The following is a 19,080-nucleotide window of genomic DNA, read 5'->3' as shown; positions in this document are numbered from 1 at the left end:
CAGGCCTCTTTTTTATATACCGGTTTAACAATGCCTGTTATTCCCCGTCCCCATATTTGAAGAAGGTGTTTACAGAAACCGGTAGCTTGCCTGTTGCCTCAAAAGCATGACTAAGTACCGAAGCCGCTGCCTTCTGCATAAAATCTTCTTTCTGATAGGCAATTACCAATGCTTTGCTGTTCTCCAATCCAGCCCAGCTTGCCAGGTTATATGGATTTGCAAACACCGCAAATGCAGTGTTCCTCTGCGTCATGTTTGTGATGAACATCTTCAAGTCGGCGCTTAAAGGCATACCATTGCCCGGACGGTTACGGGTATCATGGATACCGACAATCAACTGCTCAAACATGCCAAGCTCACGCATTACCTTGGCAATTGCATTGGCATTGGCGTTCTTATCCAGCGTGAACATTACCGCATTCGGATATTGTGTAGCTAAGGTCCGCTGGAAAGTCGTAACCCCTGGTGTACCAATACTGATCACTGCAGTCCGTTTTTGTTTGTCAAAAGATTTGATGAATTGCTTGCCCCGTAACATGGTCATAGAAGCATTTGCAAGCTCCTGCACTAGCGCGTGGCTTTCCGGGCGATTAACATCTGCAGCCACGTTTTCCAGTCCGATCTCCGGTTCCGTATTCAGGCCTGCGTAATACTTAGCCGTAAGGATCTTCTTTACACTCTCATCAATTCTTTCCATGCTGATCCTGCCGGATTTTACCGCCTGGCGTACCAGCTTAATGCTTCTTCTAGTATCTTCAGAAAGTTCCAGAATATCATTACCGGCCTCAATTGCCCTGATATCTGCTTCGCCTTCTTTAAAGTACTTTACCACACCTTTCATCTCCATAGCATCAGAAATGATGATGCCTTTAAAGCCAAGCTCTTCCTTTAGTAATCCCGTAACAATCGGTTTGGATAATGTTGACGGTAAGTTTGGTGTATTATCCAGAGAAGGGATACTCATGTGTGCGATCATTACCCCTGAAGCACCTTTTGAGATCAGGTGTTTGAAAGGATAAAGCTCCAGGCTATCCAGACGTTCTTTCGTGAACTTAAGCTGCGGAAGATCATGGTGTGAATCTACATCGGTATCCCCATGTCCCGGAAAGTGTTTAAGGCTCACCAATAATCCGCCATCCTGCATGCCGCGCATATAAGCTTCCGACTTGGCCGCGACGTTAAATTTGTTTTCCCCAAATGAACGGTAGTTGATCACTGGGTTACCGGCATTGTTGTTTACATCAACATCAGGTGCCAGGTTCATGTGCATGCCGATCCTTTTGAAATCTTTAGCAACTTCTAGTCCCATCTTATAGATCAAGCTGGTATCCTGAACAGCACCCAAGGCCATCTGGTAGGGATAGGAAACCGTGCTATCCAGACGCATGCCTAAACCCCACTCTCCATCCAGCGTTACCAACAAAGGTGTCCGCGCTTTCTTCTGGTAAGTGCTGGTTAAGTTCGCCTGACGGCCGGGACCACCTTGAAAGAACACCAGTCCACCAACTCTTGCACGACGGATAAACCTGCCTACAGAATCTTCATAGTTTTTGTCGGCGTTGGTTAATGCCCGGATGAAGAACATCTGCGCGATCTTTTCGCGTTTACTCATTTTATGGAATACGGAATCAACCCATGCATTAGGCTCCGCTAAGGTTTGTAGATAAGATTTTTGCTGTGCGTTAACCTGGGTCGCTGCGCCAAATAGCAGCATGGAAAGTATGGCGTATCTCTTAAAGTTCATTACAGGGTTTAAAATAAGCTGCTAAATTATGAAAAGCGGGTGAACAATCGGCTATGGTGATCTGCTACTGCAATTATCGGTCTAAACTGCTGCTGAATCGGTCGAAAGGCGAAAATAAACCAAGAATGTATCAAATTCGATACACTTTTAGATGCCAGAAATATCATCTTCAAAGCGCTGACAATCTCCACTAATATGCCACCCATTACTATTAGAACACGTTTTTAGGCCTGTTATTGAAATTCCGCCTCTTCGCTTGGCACATTTCTTTCATAGCTATGATCGAACACAACATGAAACGATCATGATCTTCTAGGGCGTCGAATTAGCTTTTAAGATCAGGATAGAATCATCAAACAACAAAATTGAAGCAAATGAAAAAGATTTTTATTCTAGCTGCTGGTCTGTTTATCGCAGGCGCAGCAAATGCACAAAGCCCGGTTAGATTTGGCGTTAAAGCAGGTGTTAACATTGCAAATATCATCAAAGATGATGGTGATAATTTCAATACTGAAGGTAAAACTGGTTTCAACGCTGGTGTAACTGCAGATATTCCATTAACGGAAAGCGTATCCTTTACGCCGGAGGTATTGTTCGCTCAAAAAGGTTATAAATTGACCAACAACTTTGGCGAATACTCACAAACTACAAACTTTATTGATATTCCAATTTTAGCCAGCGTAAGATTAGCAGGCCCATTGGACCTTGTTGTTGGTCCACAGGTATCATTCCTGTTGTCTACTAAGAACAAGTTTGAAACTGGCTATGGTTCTGTAGAGGACGTAAATGAAAACAGCGATCAGTTTAAGAAGAGCTTACTTGGTGGTGTGATCGGTGCGCGCTACGGCTTAACAGAGAACCTTGATATCCACGGTCGTTATGCATTGGACTTCCAGAAAAACAATGAAAACGGTACTACAAACACCCCTGAATTTAAAAACCAGGTATGGTCATTTGGCTTAGGTTATAAGTTCTAAGCACCGCCGTTTATAAACCTATGAGAAACCCCGACCAATTGAATTGGCGGGGTTTCTCGTTTTTGAAACAATTTACTGGCCTTGAACCTTTTTATATGTATGAAACTAATCAACGCATTAATAGGTGGATTTGCTGGCGCCATTGCGCTGAACATCCTGCATGAAACGGTAAAACGTTATTACGAGAAAGCGCCCCGCATTGATCTTTTGGGTGAGGAAGCTTTGGAGAAATCGATGGAAGCAGTTGGCGCCGAACCCCCGGAAGGTGAAAACCTTTACCTGGCTACACTTGCAGGCGATGTAATCAGTAATGGCCTATACTATAGTGCCATCGCTATGGGTGGTACCAAAAACATATATATAAAAGGTACGGTTGCAGGCCTTGCCGCAGGGATCGGTGCACTGGAGTTGCCCGGACCAATGGGCTTAGACGACCTACCCGTTACCTATTCCAGCCCTACCAAAGCACTTACGGTAACGTGGTACCTTGTTGGCGGACTGGTGGCTGCAACAGTGATCAATGCATTGGAAAATAAACGTAAAATTTAAACACTGCCTATGCGGGTGATCATTGAAACACCAAAAGGTCAGGGTCAGAAGTACGACTTCGATCCTGGAACAGGCAATTTCATGCTGAAGAAAGTCATGCCTGCGGGTATGGTATTTCCCTTCGACTTCGGCTTTTTTCCAGGTACCGTGGGTGGCGATGGTGACCCGGTGGATGTGCTGGTGCTTGCAGAAATCGAAACTTTTCCGGGATGTATGATGGACTGCCGGGTCATTGGCGCCATCACGGCTGAACAGCAGGAAAGAGATGGCAAGAAGATGCGCAATGACCGCTATCTCGCCGTGCCGGAAGTCTCTGTACTGTATGCAAGCATTGATTCCCTGGAGGAACTGCCTGAAGATACCCTTAATCAGCTGGAAGCTTTTTTCGCCAATTATAATAATCAGGCCGGAAAGAAGTTTAAGGTATTAGAACGCGTTGCTGCGGAGAAGGCGCGGAAAATGCTGGAAGCCACAGAAGACCGCACATTGCAGCCACAACGGCTGATCCAGATCTACCTGCCACTATATGATCCATCAGGCGAAGCCTTACCAGAAAGTCTTTTCAAACAGATCAAAGAAACGCTTACGGAGAAATTCGGTGGACTAACCATGTACACCCGGTCTCCGGCGGAAGGCCTTTGGAAAGAAGAACAAGACAAGACGGTTAAAGACGACATCCTCATCTATGAGGTGCTGGCCCCGGAACTGGACAAAGACTTCTGGCTCGCCTATAAAGAAAAACTTAAAAAGCTGTTTAAACAGGAAGAACTGCTGATCAGCTGCGCATCTGTGACCATTGTGTAGTACCTTCGCCAGCATGCATCAGCAAGTTTGCTGAAAATAAAAGCATTACAATATGAATATTGAAACTAGAAAACTTACCCTGAATGATTACCACGACCTTAAAGAGTCGATGGAACAAGCCTATGATACCATGGGTGGTCAGATCTGGAGTAAGGACAGCATTGCCAAATTACTAAACCTGTTCCCCGAGGGACAGCTATGTATATCCGTTGATGACAAAGTGGTGGCCTGCTCACTATCTATTATCGTTGATTACGACGAATATGGCGATAAACACACGTACCGCCTGATTACTGGAAACTACACTTTCTCTACACATAACCCGAATGGGGATACCCTTTATGGCATAGAGATCTTTGTTTCACCAGATTACCGCGGATTACGTTTGGGCCGCAGGCTGTACGAAGCGCGTAAGGAACTTTGTGAGAACCTGAACTTGAAGAGCATCATTGCCGGAGGCCGAATCCCCGGCTATCATGCCCATGCGGAAACGCTAACCCCTAGACAGTACATCGATAAGGTAAAGGCAAAGGAACTTTACGACCCGACGCTGACCTTCCAGATCTCCAATGATTTTCACGTGCGTAAGGTGCTAAAGAACTATCTCCCTGGGGATCATGAATCGCATGAATTTGCAACACTGATCGAGTGGAACAACATCTACTACCAGGGTATCGACGCTTCGGCACGTTCCGCCAAAACCATCCGCATTGGACTGGTGCAATGGCAGATGCGCCTCTTCCCAGACATAGACGCATTCTATGAACAGGTAGAGTTCTTCGTGGATACCGTAAGTGGCTACAAGTCGGATTTCGCGGTGTTTCCGGAGTTCTTCAATACGCCACTGCTCGCGCCATACAATCACCTGTCGGAGATGGAAGCCATGCGCAAGCTTGCCGAAATGACCCCTGATATCGTGCTTAGAATTCAGGAGTATGCCGTTTCTTATAACGTAAACGTGATTACAGGCACCATGCCGGTAGTTGATGAGGACAACAAGATGTACAATGTCGCTTACCTCTGCCACCGCAGTGGAAAGACGGAGGAATATCGCAAGGTACACATCACCCCGAATGAACAGAAATACTATGGTATGGTGGGTGGAGATAGCATCCAGGTGTTCGACACGGACTGCGGTAAGGTTGGTATCCTAATCTGTTACGACGTGGAATTCCCGGAATTAAGCCGCATTCTGGCAGATCAGGGCATGCAGATCCTCTTTGTACCATTCCTAACCGACACCCAGAATGGCTATACCCGTGTACGTCATTGCGCACAGGCCAGAGCGATCGAAAACGAGTGCTACGTGGCAATTGCTGGTTGCGTAGGTAACCTGCCGAAGGTGAATAACATGGATATCCAGTTTGCACAATCCGCGGTATTTACACCATCAGACTTTGCCTTTCCAACCAATGCCGTGAAAGCGGAAGCTACACCGAACACCGAAATGGTACTTGTGGTAGACGTTGACTTGCACCTGCTTGATGAGTTACATCATTACGGAACGGTTAAGACCCTTACGGATCGCCGTTCAGACCTGTACCGCGTTAAACTTTTAAAGTAGCGCATATAGCGCCGTTACAGGTTGGGACCTTGTTCGCCTCTTGACCGCCTATTCTTCGCCTATTGTTCGCCTATGCTTCGGCTCCAGCCGGAGAAAACCTGAACAATAGGCGTTTTAAAGCCGATAAAGGTGCCTGCCTGTTTTCTATGCCATGTTAGTTTTTGGGGGCTTTGTTACCCTTCTTTGTACAGAATCATTCCTGCGTGGTACAAGATGCCCTCCCGGAATTCTCCATCAGCAATGAAACCGGTGTCATCTTGATAGTCGATGTGGTTACCGGTAACCTGATAACTGCCACGATACGCGTTTTTGCGCTTTCCTCTAGCTTCATCGTACCTGTTATTCGATAATAGTTCATGTCGGATATAGCCGTCTTCAGTGACCCACATCCCTAGGTATTCTTTTGTTTCTTCAATGGTTTTGTTTGTTTGTGTCATTTGAAACATCAGTTTGTTCGTGATTTTGATAACGCAAATTTACAGCTGAAGTGTTGGGTGGGGCCTGCGACAAACAAATGGAAAGCTGCAGATTTCAAACAGGATGAGTTCCTGGAAATTGATTAAGGGAGTACTAAAAACAAAAAGCCCGCTGATTGCTCAACGGGCTTTGTTTTGTTACTGCGGAGAGAGAGGGATTCGAACCCTCGATACCCTTTTGAGGTATACACACTTTCCAGGCGTGCTCCTTCAACCACTCGGACACCTCTCCTTTTCGGATTGCAAAACTATAAAAATTTTGCAATTTATATTATCCGATTAATCGATTGTTGTAATCTTTACCATATTGGTTTTACCCTTACGCTCCATAGGGATCGCAGCGGTGTTGATGATCACATCACCTTTCTTGATCAGCTTTTTATCTTTCAAGAACTGGTTCACATCAATGATGGTCTCATCAGTGCTTTCAAACTTATCGTAGTAGAAGCCTTGAACACCCCATACCAGGCTTAAGCTGTTTAACAAACTTCTGTTGCTGGTGAAGATATAGATCAATGCATCTGGTCTGTGGCTAGAGATTTCGTATGCCGTGTAACCGCTTAAAGTCATAGATACGATACCTACTGCTTTGGTTTGCTTAGCCAGGAATACTGCTGAATCACATACTGCATCACTTAGGAAAGTTTCAGCGCTTGACTTAAGGTACTTATCTGCATAGAACGGATAGTTGTTCTGCTCAATGTTCTGGATGATTTTCTGCATGGTTTCAATTACGATCAATGGAAACTCACCTACAGAAGTTTCACCGCTTAACATCACGGCATCAGCACCATCTAATACAGAGTTAGCAACGTCATTTACCTCTGCACGTGTTGGACGTGGGGTGGTGATCATGCTCTCTAGCATCTGTGTTGCAACGATAACTGGTTTAGAAGCTGCACGACATTTGTTAACGATCATTTTCTGTAACAATGGAACTTCTTCCATTGGCATTTCAACACCAAGGTCACCACGCGCAACCATTACAGCATCTGAAGCAGCAATAATGGCATCGATATTAGCAATCGCCTCTGGCTTTTCAATTTTGGCTACAACCTTAGCTGTTTTGCCTCTTGAAGCGATGATTTCTTTTAATTCGTGGATATCGTCTGCTGTACGAACGAAAGATAAGCCGATCCACTCTACGTTGTTCTCCAGTACAAAGTCAAGGTTCTTGCGATCTTCAACAGTTAAGGAAGGGATAGAAACCTTAGTGTTCGGAAGGTTCACACCTTTTCTGCTGGTCAGGATACCACCGTGAACAACCTCACAAACCACTTCATCCTGAAGATTGGTTTCCACCACACGTAGCTGCAGTTTACCATCATCTAAAAGGATGATTTCGCCTGCTTTTACATCCTGCGGGAAAGTTTCGTATGTAATATATATGCGTTCCTCGTTACCAATGCATTCTTTAGTGGTGATGGTGGTACGGTTACCATTAACCAGGTGAATTCCACCGTCTTGTACCATACCAATGCGGATTTTAGGACCTTGTAAATCAGCTAAAATACCAACGTTATAATCGTATTTCTCGTTCAGACTTCTGATGGTATCCAAAACTTCCTGGTGAACAGCTTGTGAGCCATGGGAAAAGTTTAGGCGGCAAACATCCAATCCTGCATTGAACATACTAAATAAAACTTCTGGTTTCGCTGAGGCAGGGCCCAAAGTGGCCACAATTTTTGTTCTTGAATGAAAAGGTTTCATTGGAATTTACTTTTATTAAATGTTGGATAAACAGCGCTAAAATAAAAGGTGATCACCTAAAATCCTGCTGCTTATTCGTTAATTTACTGTTTATTGCAAGATTCAAATATAGTGTATTTAATACACCGCTGGTGTAAAAATTACATAACGAGGTTTTCCCTCGACTTCAGCTTTAATGGGTCGACCTGCACAGCGAGCTGTATATCAGGTATTTGGTTTAATCCCTTCAACATCAAATCCAGATCTTCCGCATCGATATAATTGTGTACAACAAGGAAATAATCGACTTTGTTCATTTCAGGAATTAAAAACCCTTCAGGATTTCGATTGTTAACAATGAAGTAAACGTTACCGCCTTGTTCGGCTTCAAATTGGTACTTGGAGAAGGCTAAGGCAGGTTCGTCTATGTTGAAATAGACTTCGTGATCGTCGATTTTACTGAAGTTGTAATTGAGCCTTGTATTAATTTTGTGGCAAAGCACATAATCTTTCAAAGGCGCCGTTATTGCAATCAGTGTAAAGTCTAGATCCAGGGATAATTTTAAGTAAGTCTTGGTCAAATCAGATTAATTGCTTTAGACCACGAAATTATAAAACTAATTCTAACTTTGCCGTTTGAAATAAAACAATAGGAACCCAGAGAAATAAAAACATTTGAAATGTGTTAGAATTTATTTTTCTTTGCACTGAATTATTTAACCATTAAATTATAACATTATGTCTGATATTGCTTCAAGAGTTAAGGCTATTATCGTTGAAAAATTAGGTGTTGATGAAAACGAAGTTACCCCAGAAGCTTCTTTCACTAACGACTTAGGTGCGGATTCATTAGATACTGTAGAGTTGATTATGGAATTCGAAAAAGAATTCAATGTAGCAATTCCAGATGATCAAGCTGAAACCATTGGTACAGTTGGTCAAGCAGTTGCTTACTTAGAGAAAAACGTAAAGTAAAACATACGGTCTCCGTATAATCCGTATAAATGGAATTAAAAAGAGTAGTAGTTACAGGTTTAGGTGCGCTCACTCCAATTGGTAATACCGTCCCGGAATACTGGGACGCTTTGCTGAATGGTGTGAGCGGCGCTGGGCCAATCACAGGTTTTGACACCGAAAAATTCAAGACTAAATTTGCATGCGAGCTTAAGAATTTCAATCCTGAAGAGTTCATGGATAGAAAAGAAGCACGTAAGCTTGATCCATTTGTCCAGTATGCAATTGCTTCTACAGATGAGGCAGTTAAAGATAGTCAACTTGATTTTTCTACCCTTGACACCAACCGGATTGGTGTGATCTGGGGCTCTGGAATTGGTGGTATTAAGACATTCCTTGAAGAGATGCGTAATTTCTTCTCTGGCGATGGTACCCCAAGGATCAACCCTTTCTTTATTCCAAAGATGATTATAGATATTGTTCCAGGACATATATCTATTAAATATGGTCTTCGCGGACCAAACTTCGCCACAGTTTCCGCTTGTGCTTCTTCTACCAATGCCATGATCGACGCGTATAACTACATTCGTCTGGGCATGACTGACCTGATCATTTCAGGGGGTTCTGAGGCTATTATCAACGAAGCTGGTATTGGTGGATTTAATGCCATGCACGCCCTTTCAACCAGAAATGACGATCCTGCAACAGCTTCCCGTCCATTCGACAAAGACCGTGAGGGCTTTGTAGCGGGTGAAGGTGCCGGTACCATTATCCTGGAAGAACTGGAACACGCGAAAAAACGTGGTGCTAAAATCTATGCTGAAATCGTTGGTGGTGGCATGAGTGCAGATGCAAATCACATTACCGCGCCACATCCTCAGGGTCTGGGTGCTAAGATGGTGATGAGCAATGCTTTGAATGACGCGAGAATGAACACTTCAGACATTGATTACATCAACGTACACGGAACATCTACCCCACTGGGTGATATTTCAGAAATCAGTGCGATTCTAGATCTTTTCGGAGAACATGCGTATAACCTGAACATCAGCTCAACAAAGTCTATGACCGGCCACTTATTGGGTGCTGCTGGTGCTATAGAAGCGATTGCAGCGATATTAGCGGTTAAAAATGACATAGTTCCGCCTACGATCAACCACTTTACAGATGATCCGCAGTTTGATGCGAACTTAAACTTCACGTTTAACAAGGCTGAAAAACGTACTGTTCGTGCTGCATTAAGTAACACATTCGGTTTTGGTGGTCACAATGCATCTGTAGTATTCAAAAAGTACGAAGCGTAAAAAATGTTGGTTTCTTTAACAATGACAGGCGTTGCTTAGACTTTATAAGCTTTATTTCTCGGCTGATAAGGTTTTTATCAGGAAGCTTAGGAATATTCTAGGCTTCATTCCCGGAAATATTGTGCTCTATAAGATGGCTTTCAGACATCGCTCTGTTGCCAGATTGTTAAAGAATGGAAGCAGAAGCAGCAATGAGCGTCTGGAGTTTCTGGGTGATGCCATCCTGGGCTCCGTTATCGCTGAGCTGCTTTTTAAAAGCTATCCCTATAAGGAAGAAGGCTTCCTGACTGAAATGCGCTCCAAGATCGTAAACCGCGCAAATCTGAACCAACTGGCCCGTAAAATGGGTTTCGATCAACTGATTGTCTTCGATCAAAAGATGGTTAATATGCAGTCAAAGCATCATTCTATGCTTGGTGATGCTTTTGAAGCATTAGTTGGTGCCGTCTATTTAGACAAGGGCTACGATTTCACCAAAGAATTCCTGCTGAAGCGGATCGTGAAGCCCTATATCGACATCCATACACTGGAGCAAACAGAAACGAATTTCAAGAGTAAACTTATTGAATGGTGCCAGCGCCAGGGTAAAGATTTTACCTTCGAAGTGGTGGAGAACGACGCCGGTGAAAGCTCCAAACTTTTTACCATACATGCCATTGTAGACGGTGATATTGTAGGTGTTGGAAGAGACTACAACAAGAAAAACGCCGAGAAGCTTGCTGCCGAAAAAGCATGTGAAGCGCTTGCCATCTAGATTTTCATTCCCCTCTTTTTTTTCCTCGGTAGCTTAGCCAATCTCCTAAGATTGCTTTTCCGCTCCGTGTTATCAGGCTTAAGCTGATGCTTATTTGCCTGACTTATTCAGCGTATCGGCATATTGGGCATAAGAATCCCGGATGTGTTTGATGGCATCGTAGGTGGTCCAGTTTTTTGCTTTCTCGTATTCAGGCCGGTAGTTCAACATAAAGTTTTCGAGGTCCTTTCCAGTAAGCGGCGTATTCTTCTTAATGAGTTCCTCATTGAAGAAGCCGTCTATCTGAGACTGCTGCATCTCATTGTTGTAGTACCTGTTGAAGCGTTTTGCATTTTTCGGTGTCTTGCCGAAAAGCTCATAAATGGCCGTAAGTGGAGTAAAGATGTAAGAAAGCAAGGGTGGTTTGCCGGCGTAAAAAGATCCCTTGTTCCGGAAATCTTTTTTTACGGCGTTAAGCTCCTCTTTCCTGGTTTGCCCATAAATATTTACGGTATTCAGCGTGGTACGGTTCATCCTTACCAGCACATCCTGCTGTGAGGTGACGATGATTTCCCGGTCGCCGAAGTCTCTTTTTACCACCACCAGCGTATCGCCGATAGCCGCTTTAATTTGGAAGATCCCGAGATCATTACTGCCTACCACGAACTTGTTCCGCTTATTGGTAATTTCGCTTAAGGCGATGCGGTTGTTACTGCCATTTTCCATGACTACACCCTTGAGCTGAAACTCCTGTTGCGCAAGCGCCTCGGCCTCTGGAAAAAGGCTAAAAGCAGACAGGCTAAGAAGATAGATCAGTCGACGCATCATGTAAGTGGTAACGCGCAAAATTACATTTTGTTAAGGAGCTTTGAAGTTAAATTATGTTAAATGCCAATGGCGGCGCAATATTGAGCTTAAAAAATCGCAGGAATTAAGCATTTTAACAATAAATCATATCTTTGCACATGATAAAATCAATGACAGGTTTTGGCCTGGCTTCTACTGATCATGAAAACAGCAAGTTTTCTGTCGAGATCAAATCCCTGAACAGTAAGTTTCTGGAACTCAACCTGAAGCTGCCGAAAGCCTTTTCTGAAAAGGAACTGCTATTACGCAACATCTGCAGTAAAGACATTGAACGCGGAAAAGTAAATGTTTCCATCAACATTGAACGCGGCGAAGAAAGTCTTAAAGGCGCAACCATCAATGCCGCTTTACTAAGCAAATACTACCGTGAGCTTGAAGCGATAAACGTAAATCTTGGTGCCAATTCAAACAACCTGCTACAGGCAGTATTGAACCTTCCGGAGGTAATTTCCTACGCGGAAGAAGTGGTAAATGAAGGTGACTGGGACATTGTGCACAGCACATTTATGGCCGCCTTACAGAACTTCAACCAGTTTAGAGTCACCGAGGGTGAAGTGCTTAAAACCGACCTGGAGCTGCGGATAAAGAACATTCTCGATCTTTTCTCGCAGATTGAAGTGTTGGAGCCTTTGCGGATTCCTCAGATCAGGGCACGCCTGAACCAATTTCTAGAAGACAACGTAGGTAAAGTGAATATAGACCAAAACCGTCTGGAGCAGGAACTGATCTATTACATTGACAAACTGGATATTACAGAAGAAAAGATACGTCTTAGAAGTCACTGTGAATACTTCACACAGACTTTAAAAAGCAAAGATGCAAACGGTAAAAAGCTTGGATTCATCTCTCAGGAGATTGGTCGTGAGATCAACACCATGGGTGCCAAAGCAAATGATGCACAGATCCAGCAACTGGTTGTGGGCATGAAAGAAGAATTGGAAAAGATTAAGGAACAGCTGTTAAACGTACTCTAACAGGCTCAACATACACAAATGAAACAAGGTAAACTCATTATATTTTCCGCTCCTTCAGGTGCTGGTAAAACAACCATCGTAAAGCATCTTTTAAAGAAATTCCCCAACTTAAGCTTCTCGATTTCTGCGACAACCAGAGAGTCAAGAGGTGCGGAGGTTCATGAAAACGACTATTATTTTATCACCAAAGAAGACTTCTTACACCGCGTTGCCCGCCAGGAATTCGTAGAGTTTGAGGAAGTTTACAGCGGTACTTTCTATGGTACACTTCGCTCGGAGATCGAGCGTATCTGGAATGAAGACAAACATGTGATCTTCGACATTGACGTTGAAGGTGGCTTACGTCTGAAACGCAAATACGAGCAGGATGCCCTCGCAATATTCGTTCAGCCACCCTCATTAGAGGTGCTTAAGGAACGTTTAAGCGGCAGAGGTACCGATAGCGTTGAAAAGCTGCAAGAGCGCTTTGTAAAGGCTGAAAAGGAGCTCCAGTATGCTGACAAGTTCGACGTGATTTTGAAGAATTATGATCTTGAAACGGCTTGCAAGGAAGCAGAGCAGTTGGTTGCTGACTTCATAAACAAATAGTTACCCCAGCTGATGAAAGTAGGTTTGTTCTTCGGTTCATTTAATCCGGTACATACCGGGCACCTGATCATCGCCAGTTACATGGCCAACTTTACGGATCTTGATGAGGTATGGATGGTGGTATCGCCGCACAATCCTTTAAAGGATAAGCGTAAACTGACCAACATGTATGATCGGCTGGAAATGACCAGGCTGGCAACGGAGCAGGCGGAACGGGTGAAGGTGAGTAACATCGAATTCGGGCTTCCTCAGCCCTCCTACACGGTGGATACACTGGCTTACCTGAATGAGAAGTACCCTGGCAGGGAGTTCGCGCTGATCATGGGTGCGGATAATCTCGCTTCACTCAAGAAATGGAAGAATTATGAGGTACTGCTGGCGAACTACAAGATCTACGTATACCCAAGACCTGGCTCGGACATCAGCGACTGGGCCAATCATCCGGCAATACGGGTAACGGATACGCCAAACATGGAGATTTCTTCGACCTTCATCAGGAACGCCATCAAGGATGGTAAAAACGTGCAGTTTTTCCTGCCAGATAGCGTGCTGGAGTTTATTGAAGGCAAAAATATGTATCGCTAGCTACTGGTTGGACAGCAATTCTTTTCCGAGAATTTAGGATGAAATCACTATTGTTTAAGCGTGATCAATGCAGCATGCTCCTACTGAGGCCTATTGCCTGATGTTCAGCAGGCTTGCAGCGCTTAGCGCAGATGCTGGCGGTAAATCAAAAAGATGGTTGGTTTTTTATGCAGATCGATCTTCTCTTGCTTCCATTGTCCGATGGTCTGCGTTTTTACAAACTCGTCTTCAGCGGTTAAATTGCTGGCCACGCAAAGTAAGGTCTGCGCAGCAGTGTTCTTCAGGATATCATCAAACAGGTGATTGTTACGGAACGGTGTTTCAATGAAGATCTGTGTTTGGCGATTCTTCTCCGCAAGCTGTTCTAGTTCCTTGATCCGCTTACCGCGTTCTACCTTGTCAATCGGGATGTAACCATGAAAGGTAAAGCTTTGTCCGTTGAATCCGGAAGCCATCAGCGCCAGCAGAATGGAGTTAGGTCCAGATAGTGGAACCACTTTGATCCCACGTTTGTGGGCTTCCGCAACCACTTCAGCACCAGGATCAGCAACGCCTGGGCAACCCGCCTCACTCATCAATCCCACATCTTTTCCGGTCATCAGCTCTTTGAAGAAGGGCACCATGGAGTTGCCACGTTTATGCTTTCCATAGTCATGGATCACGAGTTCACTCTGTGGGATCTTGATACCTGCTTCTTTTAGAAACTTACGGGCAGTCTTCTCATTCTCCACAATGTAAGTATTGATGGAATTAATGACTTCGATGTTGTAAGCCGTAAAAGATTTATGCGCGGCGTTTTCCGCCAGCGGTACAGGTATAAGAAACAGAACCCCTTTTTCCATGATGATGATTTAGATTACAAAGGTCGAAATAATTACTTGTAAAGCGAATTCCGGCAAATTGAAGTATAATCTTTAGGTCACATGCAACCTTTTCAGTTGATTGATCATCTAATAATCAGTATATTGAATAGTTCTTTTAAAAACGGAGTTCAACTTTTTAAGACCGGGCCTGGCAATTGTAATATAATTGTTATTATGCAAGCATAATTAAACTATTGCCTTTTCATCCACTCCTACCAATAGATTTTAGGTTAGAAAATCAATAAGACACACACAAATCTAAATACCATGAAACACATGATTAAACTACCGGCGCTTGTGCTGGGGCTCATGCTGCTCCTCACCGGAATCAACCAGAAAGTGTTTGCACAAGACGAGGACATCTCGTTACAGACTTTCTACGATGAGCTTTCTCCTTATGGCACCTGGATTCAGGATCCGCAGTATGGGTACGTATGGCGCCCGGATGTTGATCAGCGCGAATTCCGGCCTTACTACACCAACGGCCGCTGGGTGATGACCGAATATGGTAACACCTGGGTATCAGAATATGACTGGGGCTGGGCACCTTTCCACTATGGCCGCTGGGTAACCGACCGCTATAACCAATGGCTTTGGATTCCAGACACCACCTGGGGACCTGCATGGGTAAACTGGCGCAGTGGCGCTGGCCAATATGGCTGGGCACCGCTCGGACCAAGCATCAGCATTGGATTTAATGTTCCAAGCTTCTGGTGGGTATTCGTGCCGCAAACCAGGATATATGTTGACCGCTTTCCAAGGTACCGATCTTACAGAAATCCAAGGTACATCAGCAATACGGTGATCATCAACAATGTTTATGTACATAACCGTAATACTTATTATACCGGCCCAAGAAGGGACGAGATCAGAAGGGTCATCAATCGCGATGTACCGGTTTACAACATCAACAGAATTGACCGTCCAGGCAGAAGCGGTATTTCAAACAACACCGTGAACGTTTACAATCCACGTCCTGTTAGAGGCGTAGATAACCGTAAAGCGGCACCTAGGACTGTTGTACAAAAGGATGCGCTTGTAAGAAATGATCGTGGCGCAACAAGCAGTACCCGGAACAGGAATGACGCCCGGAATGAGCGTCCGCAACAGCGGACTGAAAACCAGGTGAGACCTTCTGCCAGAAGCACCGAGAACCGGACGGATAGAAACAATGATAACCGGATCTCTTCTGAACGTGTAACACTGGATAGAGCGACAAAGGACAGGAACAGCAGCAGCGAACAAAGGGCACTTGCTGCCCGTGCACAACGTGAGCAACGCGAAACCGCACAGCGGAATCAGGTTGAAAATGTACAACGGGATGCACAGCAAAGGGAACAACGTGAGCAGGCACAGCGCCAGCAGCGTGAGAGCCAACAGAATCAACAGCGTGAGGCACAACAGCGTCAGCAACGGGATCAGGCGGAACGCCAGCAGCGGGAATCTCAGCAACGCCAACAGCGTCAGCAGATGTCCAGCCCGCAACGTACAGAGCGTGTACAAGCGCCACAACGTGCTGCCGAACCACGAAGCAGTAACGGAGGCTCGGGAGCTACCAGGGCAACCCGTGGCGGCAGAGGTTAATATTACGACGCTACCATTATAAAACCGGCCTTAGTGCCGGTTTTTCTTATTTATATTATAGTTATCTTTGCAGCCTTATTCAAAAACAGGCGTAATCCTTTATGATCCACCCAGAAATAGAAAAAAGAAAAACATTTGCCATCATCAGTCACCCCGATGCCGGGAAAACAACACTTACCGAGAAATTCCTGCTTTTCGGAGGTGCAATTAACACAGCGGGTGCGGTAAAAAGGAACAAAGCCAACCAAAGCAATACCTCCGACTTCATGGAAATTGAGAAGCAGCGCGGGATCTCCGTAGCCACTTCCGTGATGGGATTTGAATATAGCGGTAAAAGGATCAACATCCTGGATACGCCAGGTCACAAGGACTTTGCCGAAGATACTTACCGTACACTTTCTGCAGTAGATAGCGTAATCCTCGTGGTCGACTGTGTGAAAGGTGTGGAGGAACAGACCGAGAAGCTCATGGGCGTTTGCCGCATGCGTAATACCCCGGTGATCATCTTCATTAATAAGATGGACCGTGAGGGTAAAGATGCCTTCGATTTGCTTGATGAGATTGAAAACAAACTGAACATTAGCTTGTGCCCACTATCCTGGCCAATTGGGCAGGGACATACCTTTAAAGGGGTTTACAGCATCTACAATAAACACCTAAACCTGTTTGAACCGGATAAAAGCAAGATCAGCGAACCGGTGATAGAAGTGAACGACCTGGAAGATGAAAAGTTAAGCAACTTCCTTAAACCCAAAGAACTTGATGGTTTAAAGAACGATCTGGAACTTGTAGAAGGCGTATATGGCAATCTCGACAACCAGATGTACACCGAAGGCTTGCTTGCTCCGGTATTCTTCGGAAGTGCAATCAATAACTTTGGTATCAAAGAGTTGCTGGATACTTTCATCAATATTGCACCTAGCCCAAAAAGCCGCGAAGCGGAAGAGCGCATGGTAACCGTTGAAGAGAAAAACTTCAGTGGCTTTGTATTCAAGATCCACGCAAACCTGGATCCTAAACACCGCGACCGTATTGCCTTCTTGAGGATCTGCTCCGGTAAATTTGAGCGTAACAAGTTCTACTACCATACCCGCCAGGATAAAAAGCTGAAGTTCTCCAACCCGATGGACTTCATGGCCAATGAAAAGAGTATTGTGGAAGAGGCGTGGCCGGGTGACGTTGTCGGTTTATATGATAGCGGCAACTTCAAAATCGGAGACACCCTTACTGAGGGCGAGAAACTTCAATTTAAGGGCATTCCAAGCTTCTCTCCTGAGATTTTTAAGGAAGTAGAGAACAGAGATCCACTAAGAACCAAACAACTGGAGAAGGGCATACAGCAGCTTACCGAAGAAGGTGTTGCCCAGCTCTTCGTACAGCAGCCTGGTAATCGTAAAATCATTGGTGCCGTAGGTGAACTGCAGTTCGAGGTAATTGCTTTCCGTTTAGAGCACGAATACGGCGCTAAAGCGCATTTTCGTACGCTGACATACAGCCGCTCCAATTGGGTAACTTCGAAAGACAAGAAGAAGCTGGAAGAGTTCCTTAAACGTAAACAGGCACATATTGGTACCGACAAGGACGGCAATCCGGTGTACCTTGCAGATAACGACTTCATGATCAACATGACCATGCGCGATTATCCGGATATTGAATTCCACAAAACATCAGAGTTTAAGTAATCAGCATTATATAAAAAAGAGCCTGTATCATAAATCATGAACAGGCTCTTTTTTATATAATGATTTTCTACAGGTGCTGTTTTAGGTGCTAAATAGTTGCTTTAAAGGTCTGTTTTCCTTATTTTTAAGTATAAAACATACCAGGAAATGGCAGTAAAAAGACCTACTTTCAGGCCCTATCACCAAAATCAATTGGTGATGCTTCCCCCGAGTCTGGACGACTTAATTTCTGCGGATCATTCTGTCCGCGTTGTCAATGATGTGATTAATCGGATCAATCTTGAGCCGCTTTTAAAAGCTTATCACATTCGGGGTGGATCCAATTATCATCCTTTATTGCTTTTGAAGGTGCTGGTTTATGGTTATGTAACCAATATCTATTCCAGTCGGAAGCTTGCTGAAGCCTGCCGGGAAAGGGTTCCTTTTATGTGGCTTAGCGGCATGAGCAAGCCTGACCACAATACCATCAACCGTTTTCGTGGGGTTCGTCTGAAGCATGCACTTCGCTCGGTGTTTGAAGAAGTTGTTCAATTACTGGCCACCGAAGGGCTGTTAAGCATAGATCAGGTTTATACCGATGGAACTAAGATTGAGGCAAATGCCAACAAATACACCTTTGTTTGGAAGAAATCAATCCAGAGCAATAAAGAGAAAATGAAAAAGCAGCTGGAGGATATCTGGAACTACGCCCAGCATGTCGCTGCTGATGAAGATCGGATGCCTGAACCACCTGACCTTAGTACCGTCAATCCGGAAAGTGTGAATGCCACCGTTGAAAAGCTCAATAAACTGCTTGCAGAAAATGACCAGGTTGATAAGAAGGTGAAGGCCAAGCTGAGGTATATCAATAAGACCTTCCCGGAAAACATTGCCAAATATGAAGAACAGGAAGCTATTCTTGGAGAACGCAATAGTTACAGCAAGACAGACACAGATGCTACTTTCATGCGCATGAAAGAGGACCACATGTTGAATGGCCAATTAAAGCCCGGATACAACGTGCAGATATCCACCTCCAATCAGTATATCGTTAATTACACCATCCATCCAAATCCTACAGACACACTAACCTTAAAAGCCCATCTGGAGCAGCATGAGCGTAGCTTCGGCAAAGCGCCTGAAACCCTTACCGCAGATGCTGGA

19 protein-coding genes and 1 tRNA gene are annotated in these 19,080 nt (G+C 44.6%); 13 read left to right on the top strand and 7 right to left on the bottom strand.

Annotated elements, in window-relative coordinates:
* Positions 1-37: 37 nt before the first annotated feature.
* On the bottom strand, positions 38-1,744 hold the full coding sequence (locus tag AC5WJX_RS17455) for a glycoside hydrolase family 3 protein (protein ID WP_494485543.1): 1,707 nt from the start codon (positions 1,742-1,744) through the stop codon (positions 38-40).
* A gap of 374 nt (positions 1,745-2,118) precedes the next feature.
* Here AC5WJX_RS17455 and AC5WJX_RS17450 point away from each other — a divergent pair, with 374 nt between their 5' ends.
* From AC5WJX_RS17450 to AC5WJX_RS17435, 4 genes are all read left to right on the top strand, one after another.
* A complete protein-coding gene (locus AC5WJX_RS17450; RefSeq protein WP_440428881.1) occupies positions 2,119-2,721 on the top strand; it encodes a porin family protein in 603 nt (200 codons plus the stop codon).
* A gap of 99 nt (positions 2,722-2,820) precedes the next feature.
* Entirely contained in the window at positions 2,821-3,270 is a 450-nt protein-coding gene (locus tag AC5WJX_RS17445; RefSeq protein WP_440428880.1) for a hypothetical protein, read from the top strand.
* Between the two features lie 9 nt (positions 3,271-3,279).
* Positions 3,280-4,074 (top strand): inorganic diphosphatase, encoded by a 795-nt coding sequence (locus AC5WJX_RS17440; protein WP_494485542.1) that lies wholly within the window; start codon positions 3,280-3,282, stop codon positions 4,072-4,074.
* A gap of 52 nt (positions 4,075-4,126) precedes the next feature.
* Positions 4,127-5,638 (top strand): GNAT family N-acetyltransferase, encoded by a 1,512-nt coding sequence (locus AC5WJX_RS17435; protein WP_494485541.1) that lies wholly within the window; start codon positions 4,127-4,129, stop codon positions 5,636-5,638.
* 173 nt (positions 5,639-5,811) lie between these two features.
* Here the strand turns inward: AC5WJX_RS17435 and AC5WJX_RS17430 are convergent, their stop codons facing one another.
* The 4 genes from AC5WJX_RS17430 to AC5WJX_RS17415 all read right to left on the bottom strand — a co-directional run bounded on the left by AC5WJX_RS17430 (position 5,812) and on the right by AC5WJX_RS17415 (position 8,384).
* Complete coding sequence (locus tag AC5WJX_RS17430) at positions 5,812-6,075, bottom strand: Atu4866 domain-containing protein (protein WP_494485540.1); 264 nt, start codon at positions 6,073-6,075, stop codon at positions 5,812-5,814.
* A 183-nt stretch (positions 6,076-6,258) separates the two neighbouring features.
* Positions 6,259-6,346 (bottom strand) — tRNA-Ser (locus AC5WJX_RS17425).
* A gap of 47 nt (positions 6,347-6,393) precedes the next feature.
* Positions 6,394-7,824 (bottom strand): pyruvate kinase, encoded by a 1,431-nt coding sequence (pyk, locus tag AC5WJX_RS17420; protein WP_494485539.1) that lies wholly within the window; start codon positions 7,822-7,824, stop codon positions 6,394-6,396.
* 140 nt (positions 7,825-7,964) lie between these two features.
* Positions 7,965-8,384: an IPExxxVDY family protein gene (locus AC5WJX_RS17415; protein ID WP_440428874.1), complete on the bottom strand. Its 420-nt coding sequence runs from the start codon at positions 8,382-8,384 to the stop codon at positions 7,965-7,967.
* Positions 8,385-8,541: 157 nt separating this feature from the next.
* Here AC5WJX_RS17415 and AC5WJX_RS17410 point away from each other — a divergent pair, with 157 nt between their 5' ends.
* Genes AC5WJX_RS17410 through rnc form a run of 3 tightly spaced genes read left to right on the top strand, consistent with a single transcriptional unit; the run spans position 8,542 to position 10,815 of the window.
* The gene (locus tag AC5WJX_RS17410) at positions 8,542-8,778 is read left to right on the top strand and encodes an acyl carrier protein (RefSeq protein ID WP_091367661.1); all 237 of its coding nucleotides are present in this window, start codon (positions 8,542-8,544) and stop codon (positions 8,776-8,778) included.
* Between the two features lie 29 nt (positions 8,779-8,807).
* Positions 8,808-10,061: a beta-ketoacyl-ACP synthase II gene (gene fabF / locus AC5WJX_RS17405; RefSeq protein WP_440428873.1), complete on the top strand. Its 1,254-nt coding sequence runs from the start codon at positions 8,808-8,810 to the stop codon at positions 10,059-10,061.
* A 31-nt stretch (positions 10,062-10,092) separates the two neighbouring features.
* Complete coding sequence (rnc, locus tag AC5WJX_RS17400; RefSeq protein ID WP_440428871.1) at positions 10,093-10,815, top strand: ribonuclease III; 723 nt, start codon at positions 10,093-10,095, stop codon at positions 10,813-10,815.
* 90 nt (positions 10,816-10,905) lie between these two features.
* Here rnc and AC5WJX_RS17395 read toward each other — a convergent pair whose 3' ends face one another.
* Positions 10,906-11,622, bottom strand: a complete 717-nt coding sequence (locus AC5WJX_RS17395) for a hypothetical protein (protein WP_494485538.1) — start codon at positions 11,620-11,622, stop codon at positions 10,906-10,908.
* Between the two features lie 149 nt (positions 11,623-11,771).
* Between AC5WJX_RS17395 and AC5WJX_RS17390 the strand changes: the two genes are divergently transcribed.
* Genes AC5WJX_RS17390 through nadD form a run of 3 tightly spaced genes read left to right on the top strand, consistent with a single transcriptional unit; the run spans position 11,772 to position 13,808 of the window.
* Positions 11,772-12,635, top strand: coding sequence for a YicC/YloC family endoribonuclease (locus AC5WJX_RS17390; RefSeq protein WP_494485554.1), 864 nt, complete (start codon positions 11,772-11,774; stop codon positions 12,633-12,635).
* Between the two features lie 18 nt (positions 12,636-12,653).
* On the top strand, positions 12,654-13,223 hold the full coding sequence (gene gmk, locus AC5WJX_RS17385) for a guanylate kinase (RefSeq protein ID WP_494485537.1): 570 nt from the start codon (positions 12,654-12,656) through the stop codon (positions 13,221-13,223).
* Between the two features lie 12 nt (positions 13,224-13,235).
* Positions 13,236-13,808: a nicotinate (nicotinamide) nucleotide adenylyltransferase gene (gene nadD, locus AC5WJX_RS17380; protein ID WP_494485536.1), complete on the top strand. Its 573-nt coding sequence runs from the start codon at positions 13,236-13,238 to the stop codon at positions 13,806-13,808.
* Positions 13,809-13,930: 122 nt separating this feature from the next.
* Here the strand turns inward: nadD and AC5WJX_RS17375 are convergent, their stop codons facing one another.
* Entirely contained in the window at positions 13,931-14,650 is a 720-nt protein-coding gene (locus AC5WJX_RS17375) for an SAM-dependent methyltransferase (RefSeq protein WP_494485535.1), read from the bottom strand.
* Between the two features lie 288 nt (positions 14,651-14,938).
* Between AC5WJX_RS17375 and AC5WJX_RS17370 the strand changes: the two genes are divergently transcribed.
* The 3 genes from AC5WJX_RS17370 to AC5WJX_RS17360 form a co-directional block, all read left to right on the top strand.
* Complete coding sequence (locus tag AC5WJX_RS17370) at positions 14,939-16,255, top strand: DUF6600 domain-containing protein (RefSeq protein WP_494485534.1); 1,317 nt, start codon at positions 14,939-14,941, stop codon at positions 16,253-16,255.
* A 101-nt stretch (positions 16,256-16,356) separates the two neighbouring features.
* Positions 16,357-17,937, top strand: coding sequence for a peptide chain release factor 3 (locus tag AC5WJX_RS17365; protein WP_440428864.1), 1,581 nt, complete (start codon positions 16,357-16,359; stop codon positions 17,935-17,937).
* A gap of 147 nt (positions 17,938-18,084) precedes the next feature.
* Positions 18,085-19,080 (top strand): IS1182 family transposase (locus AC5WJX_RS17360; protein WP_494485428.1); only part of this gene is annotated, 996 nt, incomplete at its 3' end.

This window comes from Pedobacter sp. NEAU-ZC8 (assembly GCF_059278965.1).
Note: the sequence above shows the minus strand (reverse complement) of the source record. Positions and strands in the feature narration are given on the sequence as shown.

Excerpts from the sequence above, each read along its gene's own strand:
- gmk (WP_494485537.1), top strand. The coding sequence starts at position 12,654 with ATGAAACAAGGTAAACTCATTATATTTTCCGCTCCTTCAGGTGCTGGT.
- fabF (WP_440428873.1), top strand. The coding sequence starts at position 8,808 with ATGGAATTAAAAAGAGTAGTAGTTACAGGTTTAGGTGCGCTCACTCCA.
- AC5WJX_RS17450 (WP_440428881.1), top strand. The coding sequence starts at position 2,119 with ATGAAAAAGATTTTTATTCTAGCTGCTGGTCTGTTTATCGCAGGCGCA.
- AC5WJX_RS17445 (WP_440428880.1), top strand. The coding sequence starts at position 2,821 with ATGAAACTAATCAACGCATTAATAGGTGGATTTGCTGGCGCCATTGCG.
- AC5WJX_RS17370 (WP_494485534.1), top strand. The coding sequence starts at position 14,939 with ATGAAACACATGATTAAACTACCGGCGCTTGTGCTGGGGCTCATGCTG.
- AC5WJX_RS17455 (WP_494485543.1), bottom strand. The coding sequence starts at position 1,744 with ATGAACTTTAAGAGATACGCCATACTTTCCATGCTGCTATTTGGCGCA.
- AC5WJX_RS17410 (WP_091367661.1), top strand. The coding sequence starts at position 8,542 with ATGTCTGATATTGCTTCAAGAGTTAAGGCTATTATCGTTGAAAAATTA.
- AC5WJX_RS17375 (WP_494485535.1), bottom strand. The coding sequence starts at position 14,650 with ATGGAAAAAGGGGTTCTGTTTCTTATACCTGTACCGCTGGCGGAAAAC.
- AC5WJX_RS17435 (WP_494485541.1), top strand. The coding sequence starts at position 4,127 with ATGAATATTGAAACTAGAAAACTTACCCTGAATGATTACCACGACCTT.
- nadD (WP_494485536.1), top strand. The coding sequence starts at position 13,236 with ATGAAAGTAGGTTTGTTCTTCGGTTCATTTAATCCGGTACATACCGGG.
- AC5WJX_RS17365 (WP_440428864.1), top strand. The coding sequence starts at position 16,357 with ATGATCCACCCAGAAATAGAAAAAAGAAAAACATTTGCCATCATCAGT.
- AC5WJX_RS17430 (WP_494485540.1), bottom strand. The coding sequence starts at position 6,075 with ATGACACAAACAAACAAAACCATTGAAGAAACAAAAGAATACCTAGGG.
- pyk (WP_494485539.1), bottom strand. The coding sequence starts at position 7,824 with ATGAAACCTTTTCATTCAAGAACAAAAATTGTGGCCACTTTGGGCCCT.
- AC5WJX_RS17390 (WP_494485554.1), top strand. The coding sequence starts at position 11,772 with ATGACAGGTTTTGGCCTGGCTTCTACTGATCATGAAAACAGCAAGTTT.
- AC5WJX_RS17440 (WP_494485542.1), top strand. The coding sequence starts at position 3,280 with ATGCGGGTGATCATTGAAACACCAAAAGGTCAGGGTCAGAAGTACGAC.
- AC5WJX_RS17395 (WP_494485538.1), bottom strand. The coding sequence starts at position 11,622 with ATGATGCGTCGACTGATCTATCTTCTTAGCCTGTCTGCTTTTAGCCTT.